Below are 20,175 nucleotides of genomic sequence, written 5' to 3'. Positions count from 1 at the left end.
AAAATATGCGGCGGGATATTAATCAGCTAAACCTTAGAAAGCAAGCAATTATTTTGGATGTTTTTCTGCATCTATTCGAACCTTTTAGCAAAAAACTCTCTCTGTTATAAACCAGATCAGTCAACATTATTGAGATTTAGGCGCTATAGATAAACAAGAATTAAATATTGATATAGCCAAACAACAAGCGAAATCGCTCTTAGATTCCACAAGCGAACTTGTAACAGGGTAGTGGTCTACACCACCACTACCCCATACAAATCATGGTGTTAGTGGTGGTTCTCTATCTATTAGGCGACATTCTTAACTTTCAGTTTGCGGCCGCGTTTTTCTAACACAAGCGGAACACACTGCTTATCATCATCGTAAATAACGACGCAATCTAAACACTGGAAGCACTCGTTGTAGTCAATCACGCCGCTGCGCGGAATCGCTTGGTATTCACACTTCTGTGTACACAAACGGCAAGGTGAACCACACTCCTCTCGGCGTGGAAGCCATTTATAGATACGTAGCTTGCCCAGCACAGCCATGCTAGCACCCAATGGGCAGATATAGCGGCAGTAACCTTTGTAAACAAACAAGCTTAATGCCAATAGCACAACAGCCCACAACACAAATGGCCAAGAGCGATCAAAGATCAAAGTAATACTGGTTTTAAATGGCTCGATCTCTACCACGGAGCCCGTCAGAGGAACAGACACAACAGCAACCCCTAAGATAAACAATAGAACCAGATATTTAACCCCTTTTAATCTCGCATCGGTTTTCTCAGAAATTTTCATCTGAGGTATTTTAAGGAAGGCTAAAACCTTACCGATAAGTTCCTGCAGCGCGCCAAATGGACACAACCAACCGCAGAAAGTACCCCGCCCCCAAACAAAGAAGGTAATGCCCACATAAGCCCAGATAATCACAGTCATAGGGTCGTATAGGAAGAACTCTAAACTACGTCCTGCTAACCACGCCTGTAGTACACCGGTAATGTTTACAATCGACAGCTGACCTTGTGCATACCAACCGATAAACACCAAGGTATAAACGAGGTATAGCGGTCTAAACCAACGCAGATGCTTCTGGCCTTTTGTTAGGAGCTGGTAACGAACCAATACAATGGTCAGGACAAATAAGCCAGCAAGGAGGATGGCGATATCTGTAGTGCGTCCAGCCCAAAGACTATGCCAAGTTTTGTTATCCGTTTCGGCAGCGATGTAATACTCTTCATCTAGTTCAGCTTTGAAATCCAAAGTTTTACTAACTGTTTCTGGATACAACCATCCCTTTTCACGGCTGATATGCAGCTGAAATTCATAAGGGAATGCCGGATCTAAACCTGCCTGACCGATGACATGAAATGCCTTCCATTCATGTTCAGATAAAGCTTCAGGCAGTTTAATTTTGTAGTCCAGCTCATACAGATCTAGCAGATCACTTAAATCAAAATCGCGCATTTCAACCGGTAAACCTGCTTGCTGTAGGCTGATTCGCTCTGGAACTTTACCGCGAACAAAGTCCTCACCCACAAATGAGTATCGACCGCCACCAACAACTAAGAGAAGCTGGTCATTCTCGGCTGTGCTTTCTTTTAGATATTCCCAAGCTTCTGGCAATAATAGGTTTCGCCCCACTGATGGCACACTTAGGTTGGCTATATATAGCTCGATATAGGTTTCTTCTGGCGCTTCGAGGCCTTCCTCGTCCAACCCTTCACCAATCGTATCTTTAAACTGTTGCTCTACTTGATCATTGGTAAAACGGAATTTTTGGATGAGACCTTCATCGATGAGTTGCTCCCAACTCATCGGCTCAAAAAGCTCTTTATCTAATCGCGCGATCAGATCGGGATCTCGCCCTTTAGCAAACCCAAGCTTTTCACGGGCTACGGTTAATGATGCTGATAATAAAGTCTGGTTTAAAATTCGAACCGATGCTGTCGCCTTAGTCACGCCATCGATATAAGCATTGGCTTTATTCTCACGCTGAGCGACCGTCGGGCTGGCATCGATCTTGATGTTCTGCATCAACGATATGCCAGAGTACTGTTTAGCAAAATCAAAAAGAGGCTTCTCTCCCAAACCTTCAAGAAATACAGGTTCGTGATGAGATAGAACTTTTACGCTGATAAATGATCCCAGCGGGTCCATAGCCACTAAGAGGTTATAAGGCACCCCCGCAAAGCCCGGTACGGCAACCATATCAATTGTTTCATAGGCATAGCCCACCAGCGGCGTATCGGTAGATATCTGCTGGTACAACGGCCATACCGCAAGGGATTCATCTTTATCGCCGACGATATAAGGAGATGGAAATGCTTTAACGATGTCGTCTTTAGTTAATACGCCAGCGTACACACTGGAAGAAAGACTCATGACAAACGTGCAGACAAACAGCACGGTCAATAAGAAAACATAGCTAAGACTACGAATATTGGACTGATACATGGCTACTTATTCTTTTTATTTTTTAACATGCTAACTGCATATTCTCGCTGCAATAATTGCATTTAAGACTTAATCAGTGGGGTCTTAAGTACAGTACAGCAGCGCAAAAACCGGTGCTAAGGTAACACCGGTTGCAATAACTTCATTTTGTTTAAGACTTTGCAGTTGCTGGGCTTATCTGCGCTTCTACTTCCGTAACAATGGATGCTGGAAAACCACTGCGCTGCGAATGCTCTTCAATTAATTCAGCGTTAGAGCAGTTATAAACGCAGAAAGTTTTATCGCCAGCGACGTAACTGTAATCCCAAGCGATATCTTTATGTTCGCTCTGCATCTCAGCTAGCACCGCGTTAGATTTTGCTGCAGCAGCTTTTAAAGCATCCGCATCGGCAGACCCGATCTCTGGGATATCACGTTCGATGATGAACTTAGGCATGGTGAATTGCTCCAATTATTGTTTTTGTAATCAATCAGAGCATTGATACTAATTTGAAGTTCACTCTTTGAATGCTATCGAAACCGTAGCATCAAACTACAAATTCTGTAGTTAAGAATAAAAACGAAAAATAGTAGAGATTTTTATGCAGTACATGCAATTTTGCCCAATCGCTAAAGCCTCTGAGCTACTTTGCGAAAAGTGGACGCTTCTTATCGTCCGCGAGCTGCTCATGGGTGGAAAACGCTTTAATGACTTTCAGCGCGGCATGGCTGCTATCTCCCCTACCATGCTGACAAAGCGTCTAAATGAGCTGACTGCAGCGGGTATTGTGATTCGTAAAAAGATCCCTAACCAACGGGGTTACGAGTACTTTTTAACCGAACAAGGCAAAGAGCTTTTACCAATCATTCAGCAAATTGGAGACTGGGGCATGCGTTGGACTCGTGGCCAGATCTCCGAGAGCGAACTCGATATTGAATTGCTGATGGTTTATCTAGAACGCAGCATCCAAACCGATAAACTCCCTGATGGCGCGACCACAATTTGCTTTAACTTTAGCGACCGCGAACACTTAGCTAAATGGTGGGTAATGGTCGATGGCAACCATAAAGATGTCTGTACAACAGACCCAGGTAAAGAGGTCGATATCTGGTTTAATACCGATCTACGCACCATGATTGAGATCTGGATGGGTGATATCAGCTATAAAGCCGCGATTAGACAACAGCGATTAAACCTAATCGGCCCTAGCTCGTTAACGGCTAATGTCAGCCGCTGGATGAGTAATAGTATGTTTGCAGATATACCGGCGGCTAATGAGATTTAGGCTATTTTGTATGACCTTGTAGCTTTACCATTCATGGCCATAGCTAGATACGTTCTCACATGATTTAGAATCTGTGTGATACTTCACTCTTTCGTGGACATTTCCACGTCAGTGAAAAACGGGGCGTGCATTGTTCTTTGATACTCAAGTTTAATCATGAGAAATCTTCTAGTATCTAGCCGAGTCTTGACATCCACCAGCCCCACATTTAAACAAGCAATCCCAAAAGCTTATGATATAAAAAAGCCCATTCAATTCACTTGAACAGGCCTTTAAAGTTGTTATTCCCACCTTAGGCTGCGTGGTAATGTATTTACCCGCACCTATAACGACTAGTTATTTTTTTGTAAGTCTTGCAGCGTTGTCAGCTTATATTCTATTAACGAAATCTCAATTTCGCCGCCCTGACCACTATGTATTGTTTTCTTTATGTCTCCAGTGCCATAAGAGAACGTCATGCCAGTGCCAGTAGATATTGTATTCACATTCACCCCCAACCTATGTTGCGTTTGCAAACGTGCTGAAAGATCTTCACTGATTAACAGATAGCGTTCCAATTTTTGTTCTTCATTAAGGAATATCGTTGACTCATATTCCGAAAGATTAAAGATAAAGTCCTTACTGGTGAAAACTCTAGATACAGAGTTATGACCATCTATAAAGGTAAGCTTAGGTACTAAGGCAATATCATGCCTAGCTAAGCTCTTAATTTTAATAGAGTAAGGTCCAGAAAAATTAGGAAGTTCCAATTTTAAAGCAAAAACACGTTTGCCATCGTCCTTAATAACTGTCTGATATTCATCACCAAGATGAAACTTACGAGCCTTACCATCAAGCAACAATTTCTCGACAGGTATTTCCTCAATTTCTGAACAGCAAGGAGCTAGTTGGGATAGACGCTCATTGTAATTTATAGGTGTAGTATTACAGCCTTGAACGAACAAAAGCATGCTCAAAACCAAAACCATTCGGCTCAATATGATCATTAAATACTAGCTCTTTAATTCTTTACGGCTACGGTTTGAGTACGCCCAGCAAGCTCACTTGCCAAATTTTCAGCTATACGGTCTAAAGCGTCTTTTATACCTTCGAAACTAAGATTGGGCGAACTTATTAAATCTTCAAAATAAGGGAATGAAAAAATTTCTGTATGACCGATATATCTAGAATTTTCTCTAGCGGCAAAACTTTCGCCGGTTATAAGCTGGTTCGCATATAGAAGGGATTCTGTCTTTTTATCAACTAAGCGTACCTGCAAGCCAATCGTCGGTTTATATGCAGCTTCAGGGCTTCCAGCAAAATAGCCGTAGTTATGAAAATAACTATCTAGATATGCGTCAACATCCTGATCTGGGTACTTAGTCATGAAAACGCCAGGTTCTTTTACATTGCTATCAATCGTAACAACTTCAAAATCCCCATCCTTAAGCTCTTCCTCTAACCTTCCTACCAAATAATCAACGGGGTTAAACTCATTCCGTGCAAAAACAGCATTATATTCAGTCGTTTTATTACTGAACTCGGTTTCAGCTATTATCGCTCCCACGAGCCCCCCCTGCAGGCCGGGATGATTAAAATAATACACCTGCACTTCTTCTGGCTCGTAAGGTTTAACTACGGCAATTCGCTTTATATGTGAATTGGCTTGATGGTTATACGCTTGCTGCTGGGGCAAACCGGCACAACCAGTAATTACAACAGTGAATAAGGCGACTAAAATGGTACGAATATGAGTTTTTATCATAACTTTCCCTAGTAAGAAGTCTAAATAAATACAAAGGAAAGCGATCGCAATTTGTATCCACTTAGGGCATATAAATGATGCCACTTTCCCTGTTAGTAGCTTTATACATTGACCACTAGATAAAAGGCAAATAATTATAATAAAGTAGCCGGATTAGCGCTTCTCGTCCCTCTTTTGTAACTTTATATGAAGTAATCATATTAAAGAAAAACTCGAGTTATGCAGACTTAGACAAATCCAAAAATTATTGGCTTTATAGCGCCCTATGCAACTGGATTAATTGACTGCTGTTATTTTTTAAACGGCTAATCATTTCCATTACCACCCGTGGTATTTTCCGATAACGCTCAGCTAAGTGGCGCGCTTTGCGCGTCATTACTTGAGCTCCTTGTTATGTGGATTAGATACAATGTTAATGCAGTTGATATGCTAGCTGCTGAAAATAGCCAAAAGAACGCTTTTACATGAAATTCTTGAAAGCGTGGACTAGTGAACATTTCAAAAACTAAGCCATAATTCAGGCGTTCCATTGGGATGGTCATGCCGCTATTCCAGAAAATAGCGATGATGATTAGAACGATTGATGTCAGAGCGCTAACAGAAAAAATGACTAGTAAGTTCTTCATCCTTGGATACATCTCTAGTTCATGTAACAGCTATTTATTTGGTTAACCTACGTAAGTTCATAATTGCAGCATTATGAGCTTCGCTATCATAGCTTTCTAACATTATGCCGTGATTTCCAGCTTCCTGGACTTCTACTATTGCCTTAGCTAGTTCTTGAACGGATGCCTCTGTCTCTTTCATTTCTTGAAGAACCAGCTCACCCTTAGATATCGAAAATGACTTAACTTGATTCAGATTAGGTAATAGAACGCTCAAAATTGCGGATAACGTTACTAGTACCATAAATGAAGCTTCTGACAGTGATGCATAACCTCGAAGCCAAATCGATAATCCAATAAAACCTAACAGCATTAGTACTACAGCAATGGGCTTGAGAGCTCTGTATAAATAATTCATTCAATATCCTTATTGCTGAGTAATGCTAGACTGCTGAAGACACATAACACCTCAATAAATGGCGCGCAGAGCGCGTCAAAGCGAAGCAATTTAATTGATTTGTTATGTGTGTAAACCTGCTGAATGGTAAATACCAGCACCAACAGCGGTTAACCCTAAAATAAACCACGATATAAAACCCAACATCGCGAACCACTCAAAGCCAATAGACCAATATGTTGCTAATTTTTCCAAAGACGAAGCTGATTGATGAGGCTTTGGCTCAATCTCTACATAGAACGCGCCAAAATACAGCAAACCAAAACACAACCATAAAACGGAAAAAGGAAGCAGAATTGCATCGATATTAGGTACATGATCTATACCGAACATCATGAATGGAGCAATCAACATTAGCGTACACGAAGCACAAAGTACTTTTAAAGCTAACTGGTATTTCCGTATTGTTGTTGCTGCTTTTTGCAACTTAAACCTTATATCCATGGCATCAGCTTATTGACACATAACGCCTAAAGCAGCCGCGCAGTATGCGTCGGATGCCTTTTCTTGTTATGTGTTTGGTAGTAGCCATATGTATAGCGGCAACGTTAGCCATAAGCTCCCAAACACTCCATGTTTAATTAACAGACCTTTATTTCCATGCTGTGACCCCAAATAAATAGCTGCCACTAATACCAGTACTGCAACAAAAACCGCCCAAAACATACTAATAAAAATTGAAGTCCAAATAATACATACACTAATTAAACTGCCTTGAACCACAGTCCTAATGGCTTCTTTTGGGTTCTCTTGATTCTTAGTCGTCAACCAAACCATACCAATATAAAGACCTATGCAGACAAATGTAAAAATGAATATCTTCATGGTTGATTACACATAACGCCTAACACAGCTGGAGGCGCACAGCGACGATCGGCTGCTGTTACTTGTTAGCATTTTCATTACTAACCCATTCAACAAAAGGCACATCTACTTTTTCAAGAACAAAAGGAATAGACCCCTTGTGCTCCATATTCTCTGGCCTACTTATGAGTAGAGCATTCCAATGAGCGCCAACACTAGCTTTTGACAGCAATAGTGCCCATTTAACAGGGTGATACTCATAATCTTTTCTTGGAATTAGCTCTATAAGGATATGTGTTTGAGCGAATGCAATATTCTCTTTATTAAAAGTGAAACTCTCATTGAACATATCCTGTTTCCAAGTAAATGCTCCAATATAGTCTGATGAAACTTTTAGTGAAGAATAAGTTCGGCCAATTCCTGAATTGTAATATTCCCAGTCTCCCACTAACTCATCAGCTGTCGAAGCGGATGTGATATTAGAAAGAGCACACAGTAAAAGTAATATAAGTGTTTTTTTCATAATGCTAACGCCCAACATAAAGGGCCGACGCGCAGCGACGGTCCAAGCCCGCAGGGCGATTTTTGATGTTCTTGTTATGTGTTGCCATTATTACGCTTCCTTGTGATGAAAATACTTAAAAGGCAAGTAAATAAAACTAGACCGAAATTCACTAATAGTTCTTTACCTCGCACATTCACAAAAATAGCTGGCACAGATAAATAGTAGCGAACATAGTCACTGCCCTTTTGTATTTCATATTCTCCGCAGTCCCTTTCTGAAAAGTCTCTTACGCCATCTTTGACTGGAACATGTATATCTAGGACATATAAATCACGCACTATTGTTCCGGCAAAAGCTAGTACGACAGATAGAAAAGTAATTTTAAAGAAGGTGACCATATTTTTTACACATAACGCCGCCATAAGGGGTGGCCAATACGTAGTTTGCCTTGTGTTATAGTGGAGCGCAGCGACAACACAAGGCAAACGGAGTGTTGGGCGTCCTAGCCGGTGTGTCTTTACCGGCTATTCCTTCATGGCTTTGTTATGTCATAGCTAGAAACATTAATTAAATGTAACCATACCACCAATTCCCATATCTCCCGGGTAATTGATGTTTATTACCTTCTGTTCAAGACCATTACAATTTAAAACCGCACGATAATTAGCATCTGTAGCTTGTACCGTAAAATCCTCTGAAAACTCTCCATGTACATTACGTATGTATAAAGGGCTAGAGGGATCCCCGGATGAATATATGTAAATCTCACATGAATCTGTTGTAAATCCGCTTACGGAGAACATACCATCCCCAACAAATATTGAAGAACACCCACTTAATAATATGAGGATTATTAGAAAATTTATGAGTCTCATGTAATTAGACATAACGCCCACATAAAAGGCGGAGCGTCAGCGACGTCCAGCGCAACGAAGTGGAGCTATTTTTGATGTGCTTGTTACAAGGCATTTACTGCTGCCTCAATTTGCTTTTGCCTAAGCGATTCGTACTTAGCTAGCACTTCATTGAACTGTGCCTGCCTTACAAAAGGAAACTGAAGGTAATAGTGCTGTGAGAACCCCTTTATATGAGATTTATCTTTACCAAAAATAGCTTGTTCCTCGCACCATTCGTTGGTTGCACCACGAATTGTAGTTTTATAAATACTTATGGATTGGTCTTTAATGTCGAGAATGTAAGTTCCAAAGCTGCCATTCATTAAAAGGTAGCGCTTGCATTTAGACTGGGTTATGCATTTTGAATGATCTGTACTGCCAATTAGAACTGGTGTATCCCTGAATATATCAAATACACCAAAATTTGTTTTTATAACCACACCATAAGCATCGCACCCCATCCGTATTTCACCGAGGGGGTTAAGTTCAATATCTTCTACTACTGCTTCTCGTCTCATAATGAACTATCTGATGCCTTGTAACGCTTAACACAGCTGGAGGAGCGCAGCGACGATCGGCTGCTGTTTTTTGTTAGGCATTTAATGTAATCCATACAGCACCACCAACGATTAATAAATAACTAGAGCCAAATATATAACCAGATATCATCCGAAAAACAGTAGTTCTACCTGCTAGAAAGCACAAAACTGAGATCGCCATAAAGCTTTGAATGAGGCCGACATAAACAAGCTCAGTTATCTCAGGATTTGACAATGAATGGATGAAGACTGCCCCAAACACACTAAGGGTAGCTTTTGCTATAGCATAATAACGAGCCCCTTCTCTTCTCGATAAAAGGTGAAACCCAATTGCGCCATCTACAACAATACTTACTATGCTTGCCGACCCAAAACCTAAGAGGATTAAAAGTATACCTGTTGCTAGCGCTGAACCTAGGAATAACAATCCAGCAGGATAATAAGCACTGTTATTAGGTGGGATTTTGGGTTCGACATGCGAAGCTTTATAACACGGTGCACATTGCCCACTATTACGCTCTGCCGTTGAAGGCAGGATTAATGATTCACAGTTTGAACACTGAACTTTATCCATACTTGATGCCTAACGCCCCACTTAGCCGCAGCCACAAGGAGCTTGTTTGTTGTGTTAGCGTAGCGACAACACAACAAACAAGCGGAGTGTGTGCTGTCGGCTACAGTGGTTTGTTAAACGATTTACAGGAATGTGTCTTTAAACGGTATTGCCGCTACCTGAAAATCATCTTCATATACAACATTGCCGGGGCGCTCAGTAACAAGCTGCTTAACCGCTACATCGTGAGATTCCAAAATTTGTACATATTCTCGCATTTTAGAAATATGGATTGTAGCTGATGATTTAAACCAGCTTATCGCTCCCGGTTTAGAGTAATAGTTGCTTTCCGATGCCTGAACATCTGGGACATTCAGATTGGAGGAGAACCAACTTAAGATCTCTTTTCTATGCCTAATCTCATAGTCATAAAGCTCACCGTCTTCGTGCAGAATGCCTCCAGCAGTGAAAATCCCCATTTCTCTGCCGGAATCTTCATCAATTTCTGCAACTACAAAGCGAATATACATCCGAACCTGACTTACGTTTAACGCTCAGCTAAGTGGCGCGCAAAGCGCGTCCTTACTTGAGCTACTTGTTAACTGTTGAGGCCAAAGCATTGGCTTCCCTCTGTATTTAAAATACCAATAGTAAGAGCTGAAATTACTAGGCAAATGAATAATGTAATTGAGACCTTTCGCCAAAACTTCCCTTTGTCTGATAACACTGAGTTAGGTAGTGAGACATCTCCCAATAAGAGCTTCCATTGTGGCCCATCATAGCCATCTAGTTTCGCAAACTTTTGCATACGAGAAGATGCCAAGTTCCCTGCTATAAGGGATATGGCAAAGGTAATTAAAATTATCAGTTCAATATCGGTACAAGTATTCATTGAGTACAGTTAACATTTGTATATACGGGGGTCCGTATATCTACCCTAACCGTGTTTGTTTAATAACAGATGTAAGAATTTGAAAAGGAAGGATAAATTCTGAAATGCTAAAGATTCTTCCGTGACAAACCGCGCATGCGCTATATCAATTGATATACGGGGGTCCGTGTATCTACCCCAGCTAGACTTCCATCTGTCTGATTTACTTACTTTTTTAACTTAATCTTGGTTGCAAAACAAGCAATCTGGGCCGAGAAATCTATCAGATTCGGTCACTTATTTTGCCAAGTAATAAATATACTGTATGGGAAACCAGCCTTTTTACTTACAAAAATAGTCCGCTTTGGGTATAAAGCGGACTATTTTTAAAGCCTGAAATTTAGAAAGCTATCAATCAATGGATGGGCTATGTTCTCAGCCCTCCTAGACAGTTAAGTTTTAAACTGTGCTATCAACTGATGCAGATTACCCGCAGACTGCGATAAGTGCTGTGTCGCTTGTGCGGTTTCACCAACACCTGTGGCATTCTCAATCGCTAACTGATGAATGTAGTTTACGTTCTCGCCGATCTCATCAGCCACGCAAGATTGCTCTTCTGTAGCACTAGCAATTTGCAGCATCATCTCACTAATACGCTCTGCACCGGCACCTATAGAGATAATCACATCATTCATCTCTTTAGTGCTTTGAAGTGAAAGCTGAGTTTTCTTGATGCTCACATTCATAGATTCACTTGCTCGGCGCGTACCGTCTTTTAGCTGGGTAATGATCGATTCGATATCGCGTGTTGAATCTTGTGTTCTTTGAGCAAGGGAACGAACTTCATCAGCAACTACAGCAAAGCCCCGACCATGATCACCAGCCCTCGCCGCTTCTATCGCAGCATTTAGTGCTAATAGGTTGGTCTGTTCAGCAATGCTTACTATGACAGCCAAAATAGAGTCGATCTGGGCGCTGTACTCTTCTAGATTCAGGATCGCTTGATTGGACTGATCCACCTCATGGGAAAGCTCCGCTACCGACTTCATGGTTTGCTCTACCCCTTTTTGAGCGGCAACTACCTCTCGAGATGCATTAGATGTGGCATCGGAGACATTCTGAGCGTTCGAAGCGACCTCTTGCACAGTCGCGACCATCTGCACCATCGCCGCAGAGATCTTGGTTAACTCGTTTTGTTGCAACTCGGTATTGGTATGGGTTTGCGTAGTAATAACGGATGTTTCTTCACTACTACGCGCCATCTGCTCGCTGATACTGATCATGTCAGCAACCATTTTACGCAGATTATCGGCCATTATAGCCATGGAGCTATAAGCACTACCCTGTTTCTGATTGGTATCGATCGCTAAGGTTAAATCACCAGATGCAATGGTGTCCGCTACCTGCTTCATTTCATGCGGTTCACCGCCTAAAGGGCGTGTAATTGATCGCGCAAACAGATATGCCACAGCCATGACGATTATTACAGAAATCAAAACAGTGGCTAGCACTGTCATCTTTAAACCAGATACAGATTCAAGTGCTTCGGCTACGTCAATTTCTGAGATAAGCGCCCAAGTAAGATCACCTACCTTCACCGATGTATAGGCCGACAAGACAGGATTACCATTGTAGTCAATCAGCTCAGTTACACCTTCGTTCTTATTTAGCGCTTCACGAACGGATACTGAATCGATACCATTTTTCGAGACCGTTCCGGCAAAAGAGGCGATTACAGAGTGACCTTCCGGGTCTAAAAATGAATCCGAACGCATGCGCTTATCAGAGCCAACCAGATAAGATTCACCCGTTTCCCCCATACCATCGCGCTCTTGCATAATTGCACCGATCTTTTCGATCGAAAGCTGAAGCGCTACAACACCAGCAAACTGACCGTTCTGTTGGATTGGGTAGGCAATAAAACTGGCCGGAGCATTCGCACTAAGTGCGTAAGGGGCAAAATCTTCTAATACAAATTTGTTCTCATCACGGGCATTGCGAAACGCTTTGGCCAGACCAGAATCTCGATAAGGACCTGACAATAGGTTTGTGCCGTAATCTGCTTCGCGTGTCACTGTATAAAAGACAGTGCCGGCAGGATTGATGAGGAATAGGTCATAATAACCGTAAGCATTTATATACTTGGCAAAGAAGCTACCATCGCCCCCTTCTACCCCCAGCATCTGTTCAATGCTATTTAGCGTATGGCCTGCTGAAGTCATGGAGTTGATCATCTCAGAGAGCATCATCACATCACCTTCACGCTCCGCAAAGTACGACTCAATTTGATTTTGCTTAATGCTGCGTACCGCTTCAAGCTTATTAAGTGCTTGATCACTTAAGCTGCTGCTACTGGTATAGGTAAGAAAAGCCCCCAAAATTAACATTGGCACAATGCCAATCGCTAAGAAAATGATGGTGAGCTTGCGAGATAGCGTCATTTTAAAAACTCCATTTTGATTAAAGACCCTAAAAGCAGGACCCGCAGGCTGCCATAATTTTTAATCAAAACCTACAGAGAGCTATCTATTTAATAACACCAAAAATATTTTATTAATATTTTCTAAAATAAATTAATTAATGGTTTTTATATATATTTTAAAAGAAGATTGGGAATTATCCCTGCATTATTTTGGTGCACCATAAATTTCATACAAGTGTTTAACACACTACTAAAGAACATAAAAAACAGTACTATTTACCATACACAAATTAGGGTTGTAGTAGCCAATTACTACACATTGTTATAGAAAATAAGGCAGAGGTTAGATTTAGATCTATCTAAATTAGTAGAACAAATGAAATAAATATTTAAACGCACTGTAATTAAACATAAACATTATTGAATAAAAGATTACTTATTTAGCAAAAAAAGATTCAAAAATATTTTAAGAAGCCTTATCAGCAAAGGAAAAGTTATTTTTACCTTTTGTTTTTACGCAATACATTGCCTTATCAGCGAATTGTATTAACTTTTCTGGATCAAGGGCATTATCTGGGTAAAGAGAAATGCCTATACTGACACCTATATGGATCTCTTCCTTCCTATCGTACAAGTAACTATTTTTAATACGATCTAAGACAGTCTTAGCAACCAAACTAGCATCATTAGGCTGATGAATTTCACTGAGCAAAATAATAAATTCATCACCACCTATTCGTGCGACAGTGTCTGACTCTCTCACACTACTTTTAAGCCTTTGTGCGGTCTCAATCAATACTTTATCGCCCACATCATGGCCAAAGTTATCATTTACCTCTTTAAAGCCATCCAGATCGATAAACAACACTGCTGCTTGCTGATTATTACGCTTAGCTAAATCAAGCACCTTACTCAAACGATCCATGCATAAGCTGCGTGTAGGCAAACCGGTCAGCGTATCATGGGTAGCATGATATTTAAGCTTACGTTCGTTTTCTTTACGCTCAGTAATATCTTCTTGCAGAGCTACATAATTAACTATCTTGCCTGAGGCTGATGTGATTGGGTGGATTGAAGCACGTTCCCAATAGAGTTCGCCTGACTTTTTCTTATTTTGAAACTCACCCTGCCACTCCTGCCCGTTCTGTAATGTTTCCCAAAGCTCCCTGTATTGCTTAATCGGAGTGTTTCCCGATTTTGTCATATTACTTTTGTGACCAACGGATTCTTCTCGACTGTACCCTGTCAGCTCAGTGTATTTTTCATTCACATACTGAATCATCCCATTTGGATCAGTAATAATGACTGACGCTGGACTATGCTCCACAGCTAATGACAATTTGCGTAATTCAGACGCTTGTATCTTTTGCGCTCTGTTTTGCGCCTGAGAAAGACTAACGGTTAAAGCGGTTAACCAAATCGCAACCACCGCCAACATCCTATTAGTAATCACCACCCAATCTTGCCCACCTTCTGGGGAGAAATGGTAACCAACATATACCAAGGCAGTCGCAATGATAGCTAAACCAAGCGTGTACTCACGCCGAGGGAAGAGCTTGCCGGTCAGCACAAAAAATATATAGGGCAACCCACACGCCACACCAAGTGGTAAAAGGAGATCAAGGCTGAATAAAGCAACACCCAAAGACAAAGTAAATAGAACAAGAACCAAAGAGACCTTACTCTCTTCAGTCATTGATAATCCCCGACTAATCAGGCGATCGGTTTCAACCGTTTGTCTATTTTTATAGGATAAAGAGAGATGCCATAAGAATAATGAAGCAAAGCCTATTGCTACGACAGACACTGCACCCGCTTGCGATGCAGCTAGAATAAATGGTCCTCTCATCTCCTTAACATCAATTTTTGCAACCAATCCAGCCTCTAGCTTTGGGATAGGTGTATACGCAGCTAATACACTAGAGCCCCGATAATCAATATCAGGTGTCATCCCTGTTCTACCTGCTAAAGCTTGCTTGATTGCGTTTGACCGAGGCTCAGCAACATGGAAATTAGCTATGGGACCATCCGAATTCCTAGGTTGCGTGAGGTAGGTTATTTGATACTCGTCAAAGCTCCCCAGAAGATACTCCCCACTTTCACCAAAGCCTGGAGATTCTTGAAGAGCGGTACTTACTTGCTTTAACGTTGCCTCGATGGCACCACCGGGAAAATCTTCATCGTTATATTTAGCATCAAAGTCAGCCACGGAATTGATCAAACTAGCCTGAGTTTCCACCATATCTAAGAGGCTTGCTCGCTCAGTGTCCCTTGCATATTGATAGAGCAAACCTAAGGAACTAATCATTACTGCAAATGCCACTGCAGCCAGTAGTAAAGAACGATAGATTAACCATTCTTTGGTGCTTGTTCCGGACCTGAGGGCGAAAGTTTCCTGGGAAGAATGATCTTCCTCTTCTATCTGACTAATTAACAAAGTTCCCAGCACGATGATAAAAAGAGCTATCAATGCGGCATTGATACTCGCATCAACAAAAGGCTCCTGAACCTCAGTCATATCAATTTTAGCGACGATACCTATACCCAATACTGGTATAGGCTGATAAGCGGCTAACACTTTTTTAGATTCGTAATCCAGATCTATTATGGTTCCAGACTGATCATTAAGTGCTCGCCGCATAGGTTCTGCAGCACTATCATTAATGGATATCGGCTTAGGAGGTTGATTAAGTTGGCGCGAGCTCATTAAAAACTCGATGTTTCCTCCGTTTAATCTGCCAACAACAAACTCGCCCGTTTCTCCAAACCCATTTTTCAATTCAAAAGAACTTCGAACTTGGCTAAGGGTTGCTCCTACTGCTCCGCCAGGGTGGTCTACACGACTATATTGGGAATCAAACACTGCTATTGCATTGATGAGACGGGCTTTACTGGAGACAAGAGAGACAAGACGAGACTTCTCAGCCTCAACCGCTGATTTGTACAAGATACCAATAGAAGCAATAGAAGATATCGCTCCGACTAACATCATTATTATAATTATGGACCAGAAGTGCTTTCGCGATTCTCTTTTAAAGACCATTTTAGCAACCGAGTAGAGTTCCCAAATGCTTACTTAGCCCCCTCACTTCTCACACTATGTAATCAAACAATGGGGTATAGATTTACTATAGACGCTAAACCGCTTATTTCTACGGGGTTCAGTATGAACTTAGGGCCTAAAAAAACAGTCATAAAGGCGGCAAATGTTCATTTTTTAAACAAAAATTCAAAAATAATGTAGCAAGCCAAAACTTGCTACGGATCAGATCTGAATTTGGATCTTTAAAAGCATATGAATCGAATCAACGCCAGATTTGATGACTTAAACAGGATTAAGAAACTAAAATTTCAAACCGCTCTGAATGTATAGCATGCAATAAAAGATCTTTAGCCTCTTTCCAAACGTAAGAGGATATCTGAAACTACACCAGCCAGCGTTTATGCCTATTGATGGAGCTACAATGATCGACCCAACTGCTACAAATAATGAACAAACTATCGACTCGCTCGACGGTCTTGCAGCTCTAGCCGATTACTCGCTATTAAAAACTCTAAATTCTGATCCAGAGGCAACAGAAAACGGTATCGATCATTTCCCCAGAGAGATCTTCTCAGGTCATTATGTACTAGTTAACCCAACTCCAATCAGTGAGCCTGAGTACATCGCACATAGCCACACGCTCTTTCAAGAATTAGGTTTTAATGACGCTTTAGCGCTATCGAATGGTTTCAAAAAGATGTTCTCTGGCGACCTTTCTCAAGTGCCTGAACCTTTACGTCAGCAGGGTTGGGCCTGCGGTTATGCCCTTTCAATCTACGGAAATGAGTACTATCAACAATGCCCTTTTGGCACAGGTAACGGATATGGTGATGGACGAGCAGTCTCAGTTTTAGAAGGCATCTTCAACAAGAAACGTTGGGAGATGCAGCTTAAGGGCGGCGGTCAAACTCCATATTGCCGCGGAGCAGATGGCCGTGCAGTTTTACGATCAAGTGTGCGTGAGTTTCTAGCGCAAGAACATATGCATGCCCTCGGCGTGCCGACATCAAGATCATTGAGTCTTTATGTTTCAAAATCCGAAACAGTCAGACGTCCTTGGTATTCCGAAGGGTCACGCACTCAAGATCCCGATATCATGGTCTATAACCCGGTTGCGATCACCACACGTGTAGCACCATCGTTTATTCGTGTCGGTCAATTGGAACTTTTTGGTCGTCGCGCTCGCAAACAAGAACATCCAAAAGCTCTCGAAGAACTCGAGATGTTGGTTCTGCACTTGATCGACCGTGAATATAGCGATGTCGTTAACGGAGACCTCTCACTTCCAGAGAAAGTACTCGTACTTGCACAAGCTTTCCGCGACAGACTCACCTCGCTTGTCAGTAACTGGATTCGAGTTGGCTACTGCCAAGGCAACTTTAATAGCGATAACTGTGCTGCGGGTGGTTTTACCTTAGATTATGGTCCTTACGGCCTTATGGATGAGTTTGATCCGCAATTCCAACCTTGGACCGGTGGTGGGCATCACTTCTCTTTCCTAAATCAGCCTTTAGCCGCCGAACAGAACTTCCATATGTTCTGCGTAGCCTTAGCTCCCCTATTCCAAACTGCTCCTGAAGGGATAGAACAGCTCAGTGAAATCAGAAACGGTTTTGCAGAGGCCATGAGCAATAAAATGGAAGCAATGTGGGCCGCAAAACTAGGGCTCGATAAATTTGAGCCAGAACTAGTAAAAGAGCTATTAGCCCTAATGACCCAAACACAAGCCGATTACACGCGCTTCTTCCGCGAACTATCCAACCTGCCAGAGAGTATTGAGCCTTTAACCAATAGCTTTTACCAAACGCCATCTAGCAAACTCAGTGAACGTTGGGAAGATTGGCTCAAACAATGGAACACCACTTTGGATCTGGCTAATACCTCTCTATATCGTTCAACAGAAGAGTGTGTTCAGCAGATGAAACTGGTCAACCCTAAATACACTCTGCGCGAGTGGTTTGTACAGCCTGCCTATCAACAAGCTGCGGAAGGTAATTACGAGCGGATCAGAGAGCTTCAGAAAGTGATGACTCAGCCTTATGCTGAACAATCAAAAGAAGTGGAAGATAAATTCTATAGATTAAGACCAACAGAACTAAGTAATCTAGGTGGCTTATCCCACTACAGCTGTTCGTCGTAATTAGATTGCTCTGTATATTGTAACTGTTACTAAAATAACTCCCTCTCGACTAACGAGGGAGTTATAGATAATGGTCTTTGATTGCTTCAATAAACAGACATGATGATAGCGGACTTCCAATTGGCTGCAGCTATATTCCTGCAGGCAAGACCGTTGAATTTCACTTTCTCTCGAGCAAGCATTCTCTTAGTGGCTTTTAAGACTTTTCTTAGCCAACCTTTAGCCAGACGCCCTGCTCCACCCACAATCCTAACAACTAAAGCTTTCATATTTTCATTACATTTAGTTAGGGCTGTTAAAGCTTTCTCGACTACGTCTACAGTCGCTGCATTAAAGCTACTTTTATAGTTTTTAATTTGCGAATCATAACCGTAGATAATTTCGATAATTGCCAGAAGATTTTCCTTTTCCTCACGTGACAATGTCATCACTTAAGTGCTCCATTAATGATGATTTTTTTAATTTGCTGCTCATCCATATTTTCAGCAAACAAGAGTGCTACCTGGTCTTCTATGACAGATGAAGTAAATACGATGACTGATTTTTTTGGGCCAATAGCCCAGTAACCGATTCCCTGTTTGGTAGGAAACGTTCTTATCTCGTAAGCTGATATTTCAGTGTCAATAATGTGCTTTTTAGATTGTTCCAGATCGGATTTATAGCCCTCTGGTTCAGACCCAGCACTTTGTATTCCTAAGAGATACTTTGGCCAAGTGCGCATATCAACGCCTTCGAATCCCATAGCCTTATCAGTGAGCGTTTCCATTGATAGATTAGAACCATCGTCAAAAATGATTACTAACCCATCCAAGACTGCGATTTTTGCATTGGTAAGTTCGTCTAACGGAATATTGATCTTACCTACAGTACCGGTCTTAAAAGCGGTTGAAGGGCCGTAATCGACCTTTAAGATGGGGTCTTCTTTAACGCCTGAATAGGCAAGATTAGAACTAAATAGCAAACAACTAATTAGTGTTAGGCGTAAAATCCTTTTTAATTCACACATCTTCCATCCTTGAAATTTTCTCTATCTAAACCGTATAAGTAACACGGTTCTGCCCACTTTACCGGTCAGATTCTTGAAAAACCATAGCTAACCTATTGTATAAAAAGTAGTAGGGGCAACTTGAGACGAAAGCTTCCTTATTCCGCCTCAACTAATTCCTGACGCCAAGTGCAGCTGCCACCGGCTTTCTTATCAAGCATATTTAGAAAAGCTTCGTGCTCTGCAAGCTCTTCATCAGACAACGTCACTAAAGGTAAGCCTTGCAGCGCATCTGCATGCCTTCTGATTTGCCCTGCATCACCACCTGCCGCATCGTCCGATAGCATCAGAGAGGTTTGGCCACCTGTCATCAACAGGTAAACATCGGCAAGAATCTCGGCATCCAACAAGGCGCCGTGTAACTCACGATGGGAGTTATCAATACCTAATCGACGACATAAGGCATCAAGGTTGTTCTTCTGACCAGGGAATTTATCTTTAGCGATCTTGAGGGAGTCGGTGACTTTACAGAGCTCATCTGTTGTCTTCCAACCAGCTCCCAACTTGCCGAATTCATGATCCATGAACCCGACGTCGAAGGGGGCGTTGTGTGCAATCATCTCAGAGCCATCGAGAAACTCGGCAAACTCTTGTGCGATCTCAGCAAATTTCGGGCAGTCTTTAACCTGCTCATCTGTGATACCGTGGACCGCAATCGCCTCAGGGTCAATCGGCATCTCTGGGTTGATGTAGACGTGAAAGGTGTTGCCGGTCAGCTTGCGGTTGATTACCTCAACACAGCCGATCTCAATAATCCGATGCCCTTGGAAATGCGGACCACTTTCCTGGTTCATACCTGTGGTTTCAGTATCCAGAATCACCAGACGATTCGACATAAATAAGGC

18 protein-coding genes are annotated in these 20,175 nt (G+C 41.8%); 2 read left to right on the top strand and 16 right to left on the bottom strand.

Going from position 1 to position 20,175, the window contains the following annotated elements; all coding sequences use genetic code 11:
* Positions 1-290 precede the first annotated feature (290 nt).
* Both ACMXYV_RS07645 and ACMXYV_RS07640 read right to left on the bottom strand, forming a co-directional pair.
* Positions 291-2,441 carry a 4Fe-4S binding protein gene (locus ACMXYV_RS07645; RefSeq protein ID WP_415891186.1) on the bottom strand — a complete coding sequence of 717 codons (2,151 nt, stop codon included), beginning with the start codon at positions 2,439-2,441 and terminating at the stop codon, positions 291-293.
* A gap of 151 nt (positions 2,442-2,592) precedes the next feature.
* Complete coding sequence (locus ACMXYV_RS07640) at positions 2,593-2,877, bottom strand: nickel-binding protein (protein ID WP_415891185.1); 285 nt, start codon at positions 2,875-2,877, stop codon at positions 2,593-2,595.
* A 145-nt stretch (positions 2,878-3,022) separates the two neighbouring features.
* Here ACMXYV_RS07640 and ACMXYV_RS07635 point away from each other — a divergent pair, with 145 nt between their 5' ends.
* Complete coding sequence (locus ACMXYV_RS07635) at positions 3,023-3,706, top strand: winged helix-turn-helix transcriptional regulator (protein WP_415891184.1); 684 nt, start codon at positions 3,023-3,025, stop codon at positions 3,704-3,706.
* A gap of 332 nt (positions 3,707-4,038) precedes the next feature.
* Here ACMXYV_RS07635 and ACMXYV_RS07630 read toward each other — a convergent pair whose 3' ends face one another.
* The 11 genes from ACMXYV_RS07630 to ACMXYV_RS07580 form a co-directional block, all read right to left on the bottom strand.
* On the bottom strand, positions 4,039-4,656 hold the full coding sequence (locus ACMXYV_RS07630; RefSeq protein ID WP_415891183.1) for a hypothetical protein: 618 nt from the start codon (positions 4,654-4,656) through the stop codon (positions 4,039-4,041).
* Positions 4,657-4,706: 50 nt separating this feature from the next.
* Positions 4,707-5,450 carry a hypothetical protein gene (locus tag ACMXYV_RS07625; protein ID WP_415891182.1) on the bottom strand — a complete coding sequence of 248 codons (744 nt, stop codon included), beginning with the start codon at positions 5,448-5,450 and terminating at the stop codon, positions 4,707-4,709.
* A gap of 660 nt (positions 5,451-6,110) precedes the next feature.
* Positions 6,111-6,473, bottom strand: a complete 363-nt coding sequence (locus tag ACMXYV_RS07620; protein WP_415891181.1) for a hypothetical protein — start codon at positions 6,471-6,473, stop codon at positions 6,111-6,113.
* A gap of 102 nt (positions 6,474-6,575) precedes the next feature.
* Positions 6,576-6,956 (bottom strand): hypothetical protein, encoded by a 381-nt coding sequence (locus ACMXYV_RS07615; protein WP_415891180.1) that lies wholly within the window; start codon positions 6,954-6,956, stop codon positions 6,576-6,578.
* A 439-nt stretch (positions 6,957-7,395) separates the two neighbouring features.
* Positions 7,396-7,839, bottom strand: coding sequence for a hypothetical protein (locus tag ACMXYV_RS07610; RefSeq protein WP_415891179.1), 444 nt, complete (start codon positions 7,837-7,839; stop codon positions 7,396-7,398).
* A 74-nt stretch (positions 7,840-7,913) separates the two neighbouring features.
* A complete protein-coding gene (locus ACMXYV_RS07605) occupies positions 7,914-8,243 on the bottom strand; it encodes a hypothetical protein (protein WP_415891178.1) in 330 nt (109 codons plus the stop codon).
* Between the two features lie 536 nt (positions 8,244-8,779).
* The gene (locus tag ACMXYV_RS07600) at positions 8,780-9,235 is read right to left on the bottom strand and encodes a hypothetical protein (protein ID WP_415891177.1); all 456 of its coding nucleotides are present in this window, start codon (positions 9,233-9,235) and stop codon (positions 8,780-8,782) included.
* 73 nt (positions 9,236-9,308) lie between these two features.
* Positions 9,309-9,830: a hypothetical protein gene (locus ACMXYV_RS07595; protein ID WP_415891176.1), complete on the bottom strand. Its 522-nt coding sequence runs from the start codon at positions 9,828-9,830 to the stop codon at positions 9,309-9,311.
* Between the two features lie 122 nt (positions 9,831-9,952).
* On the bottom strand, positions 9,953-10,339 hold the full coding sequence (locus tag ACMXYV_RS07590) for a hypothetical protein (RefSeq protein WP_415891175.1): 387 nt from the start codon (positions 10,337-10,339) through the stop codon (positions 9,953-9,955).
* Positions 10,340-11,132: 793 nt separating this feature from the next.
* A complete protein-coding gene (locus tag ACMXYV_RS07585; RefSeq protein ID WP_415891174.1) occupies positions 11,133-13,121 on the bottom strand; it encodes a methyl-accepting chemotaxis protein in 1,989 nt (662 codons plus the stop codon).
* A 447-nt stretch (positions 13,122-13,568) separates the two neighbouring features.
* Positions 13,569-16,094 carry a diguanylate cyclase domain-containing protein gene (locus ACMXYV_RS07580; RefSeq protein ID WP_415891173.1) on the bottom strand — a complete coding sequence of 842 codons (2,526 nt, stop codon included), beginning with the start codon at positions 16,092-16,094 and terminating at the stop codon, positions 13,569-13,571.
* Positions 16,095-16,566: 472 nt separating this feature from the next.
* Here ACMXYV_RS07580 and ACMXYV_RS07575 point away from each other — a divergent pair, with 472 nt between their 5' ends.
* Positions 16,567-18,285 (top strand): protein adenylyltransferase SelO, encoded by a 1,719-nt coding sequence (locus tag ACMXYV_RS07575; protein WP_415891172.1) that lies wholly within the window; start codon positions 16,567-16,569, stop codon positions 18,283-18,285.
* A gap of 86 nt (positions 18,286-18,371) precedes the next feature.
* Here the strand turns inward: ACMXYV_RS07575 and ACMXYV_RS07570 are convergent, their stop codons facing one another.
* From ACMXYV_RS07570 to dnaQ, 3 genes are all read right to left on the bottom strand, one after another.
* On the bottom strand, positions 18,372-18,713 hold the full coding sequence (locus ACMXYV_RS07570; protein WP_415891171.1) for a hypothetical protein: 342 nt from the start codon (positions 18,711-18,713) through the stop codon (positions 18,372-18,374).
* Complete coding sequence (locus ACMXYV_RS07565; protein ID WP_415891170.1) at positions 18,713-19,291, bottom strand: hypothetical protein; 579 nt, start codon at positions 19,289-19,291, stop codon at positions 18,713-18,715. Before ACMXYV_RS07565 ends, ACMXYV_RS07570 begins: the two co-directional genes overlap by 1 nt.
* A 137-nt stretch (positions 19,292-19,428) precedes the next feature.
* Positions 19,429-20,166, bottom strand: a complete 738-nt coding sequence (gene dnaQ / locus ACMXYV_RS07560) for a DNA polymerase III subunit epsilon (protein ID WP_415891169.1) — start codon at positions 20,164-20,166, stop codon at positions 19,429-19,431.
* Positions 20,167-20,175 lie beyond the last annotated feature (9 nt).

Origin of the sequence: Neptuniibacter sp. SY11_33, from assembly GCF_047778025.1 — a bacterium.
In the GTDB taxonomy this organism is placed as follows: Bacteria; Pseudomonadota; Gammaproteobacteria; order Pseudomonadales; family Balneatricaceae; genus Neptuniibacter.
The sequence above is the reverse complement of the archived record's forward strand: the minus strand, read 5'-3'. Positions and strand labels throughout refer to the sequence as shown.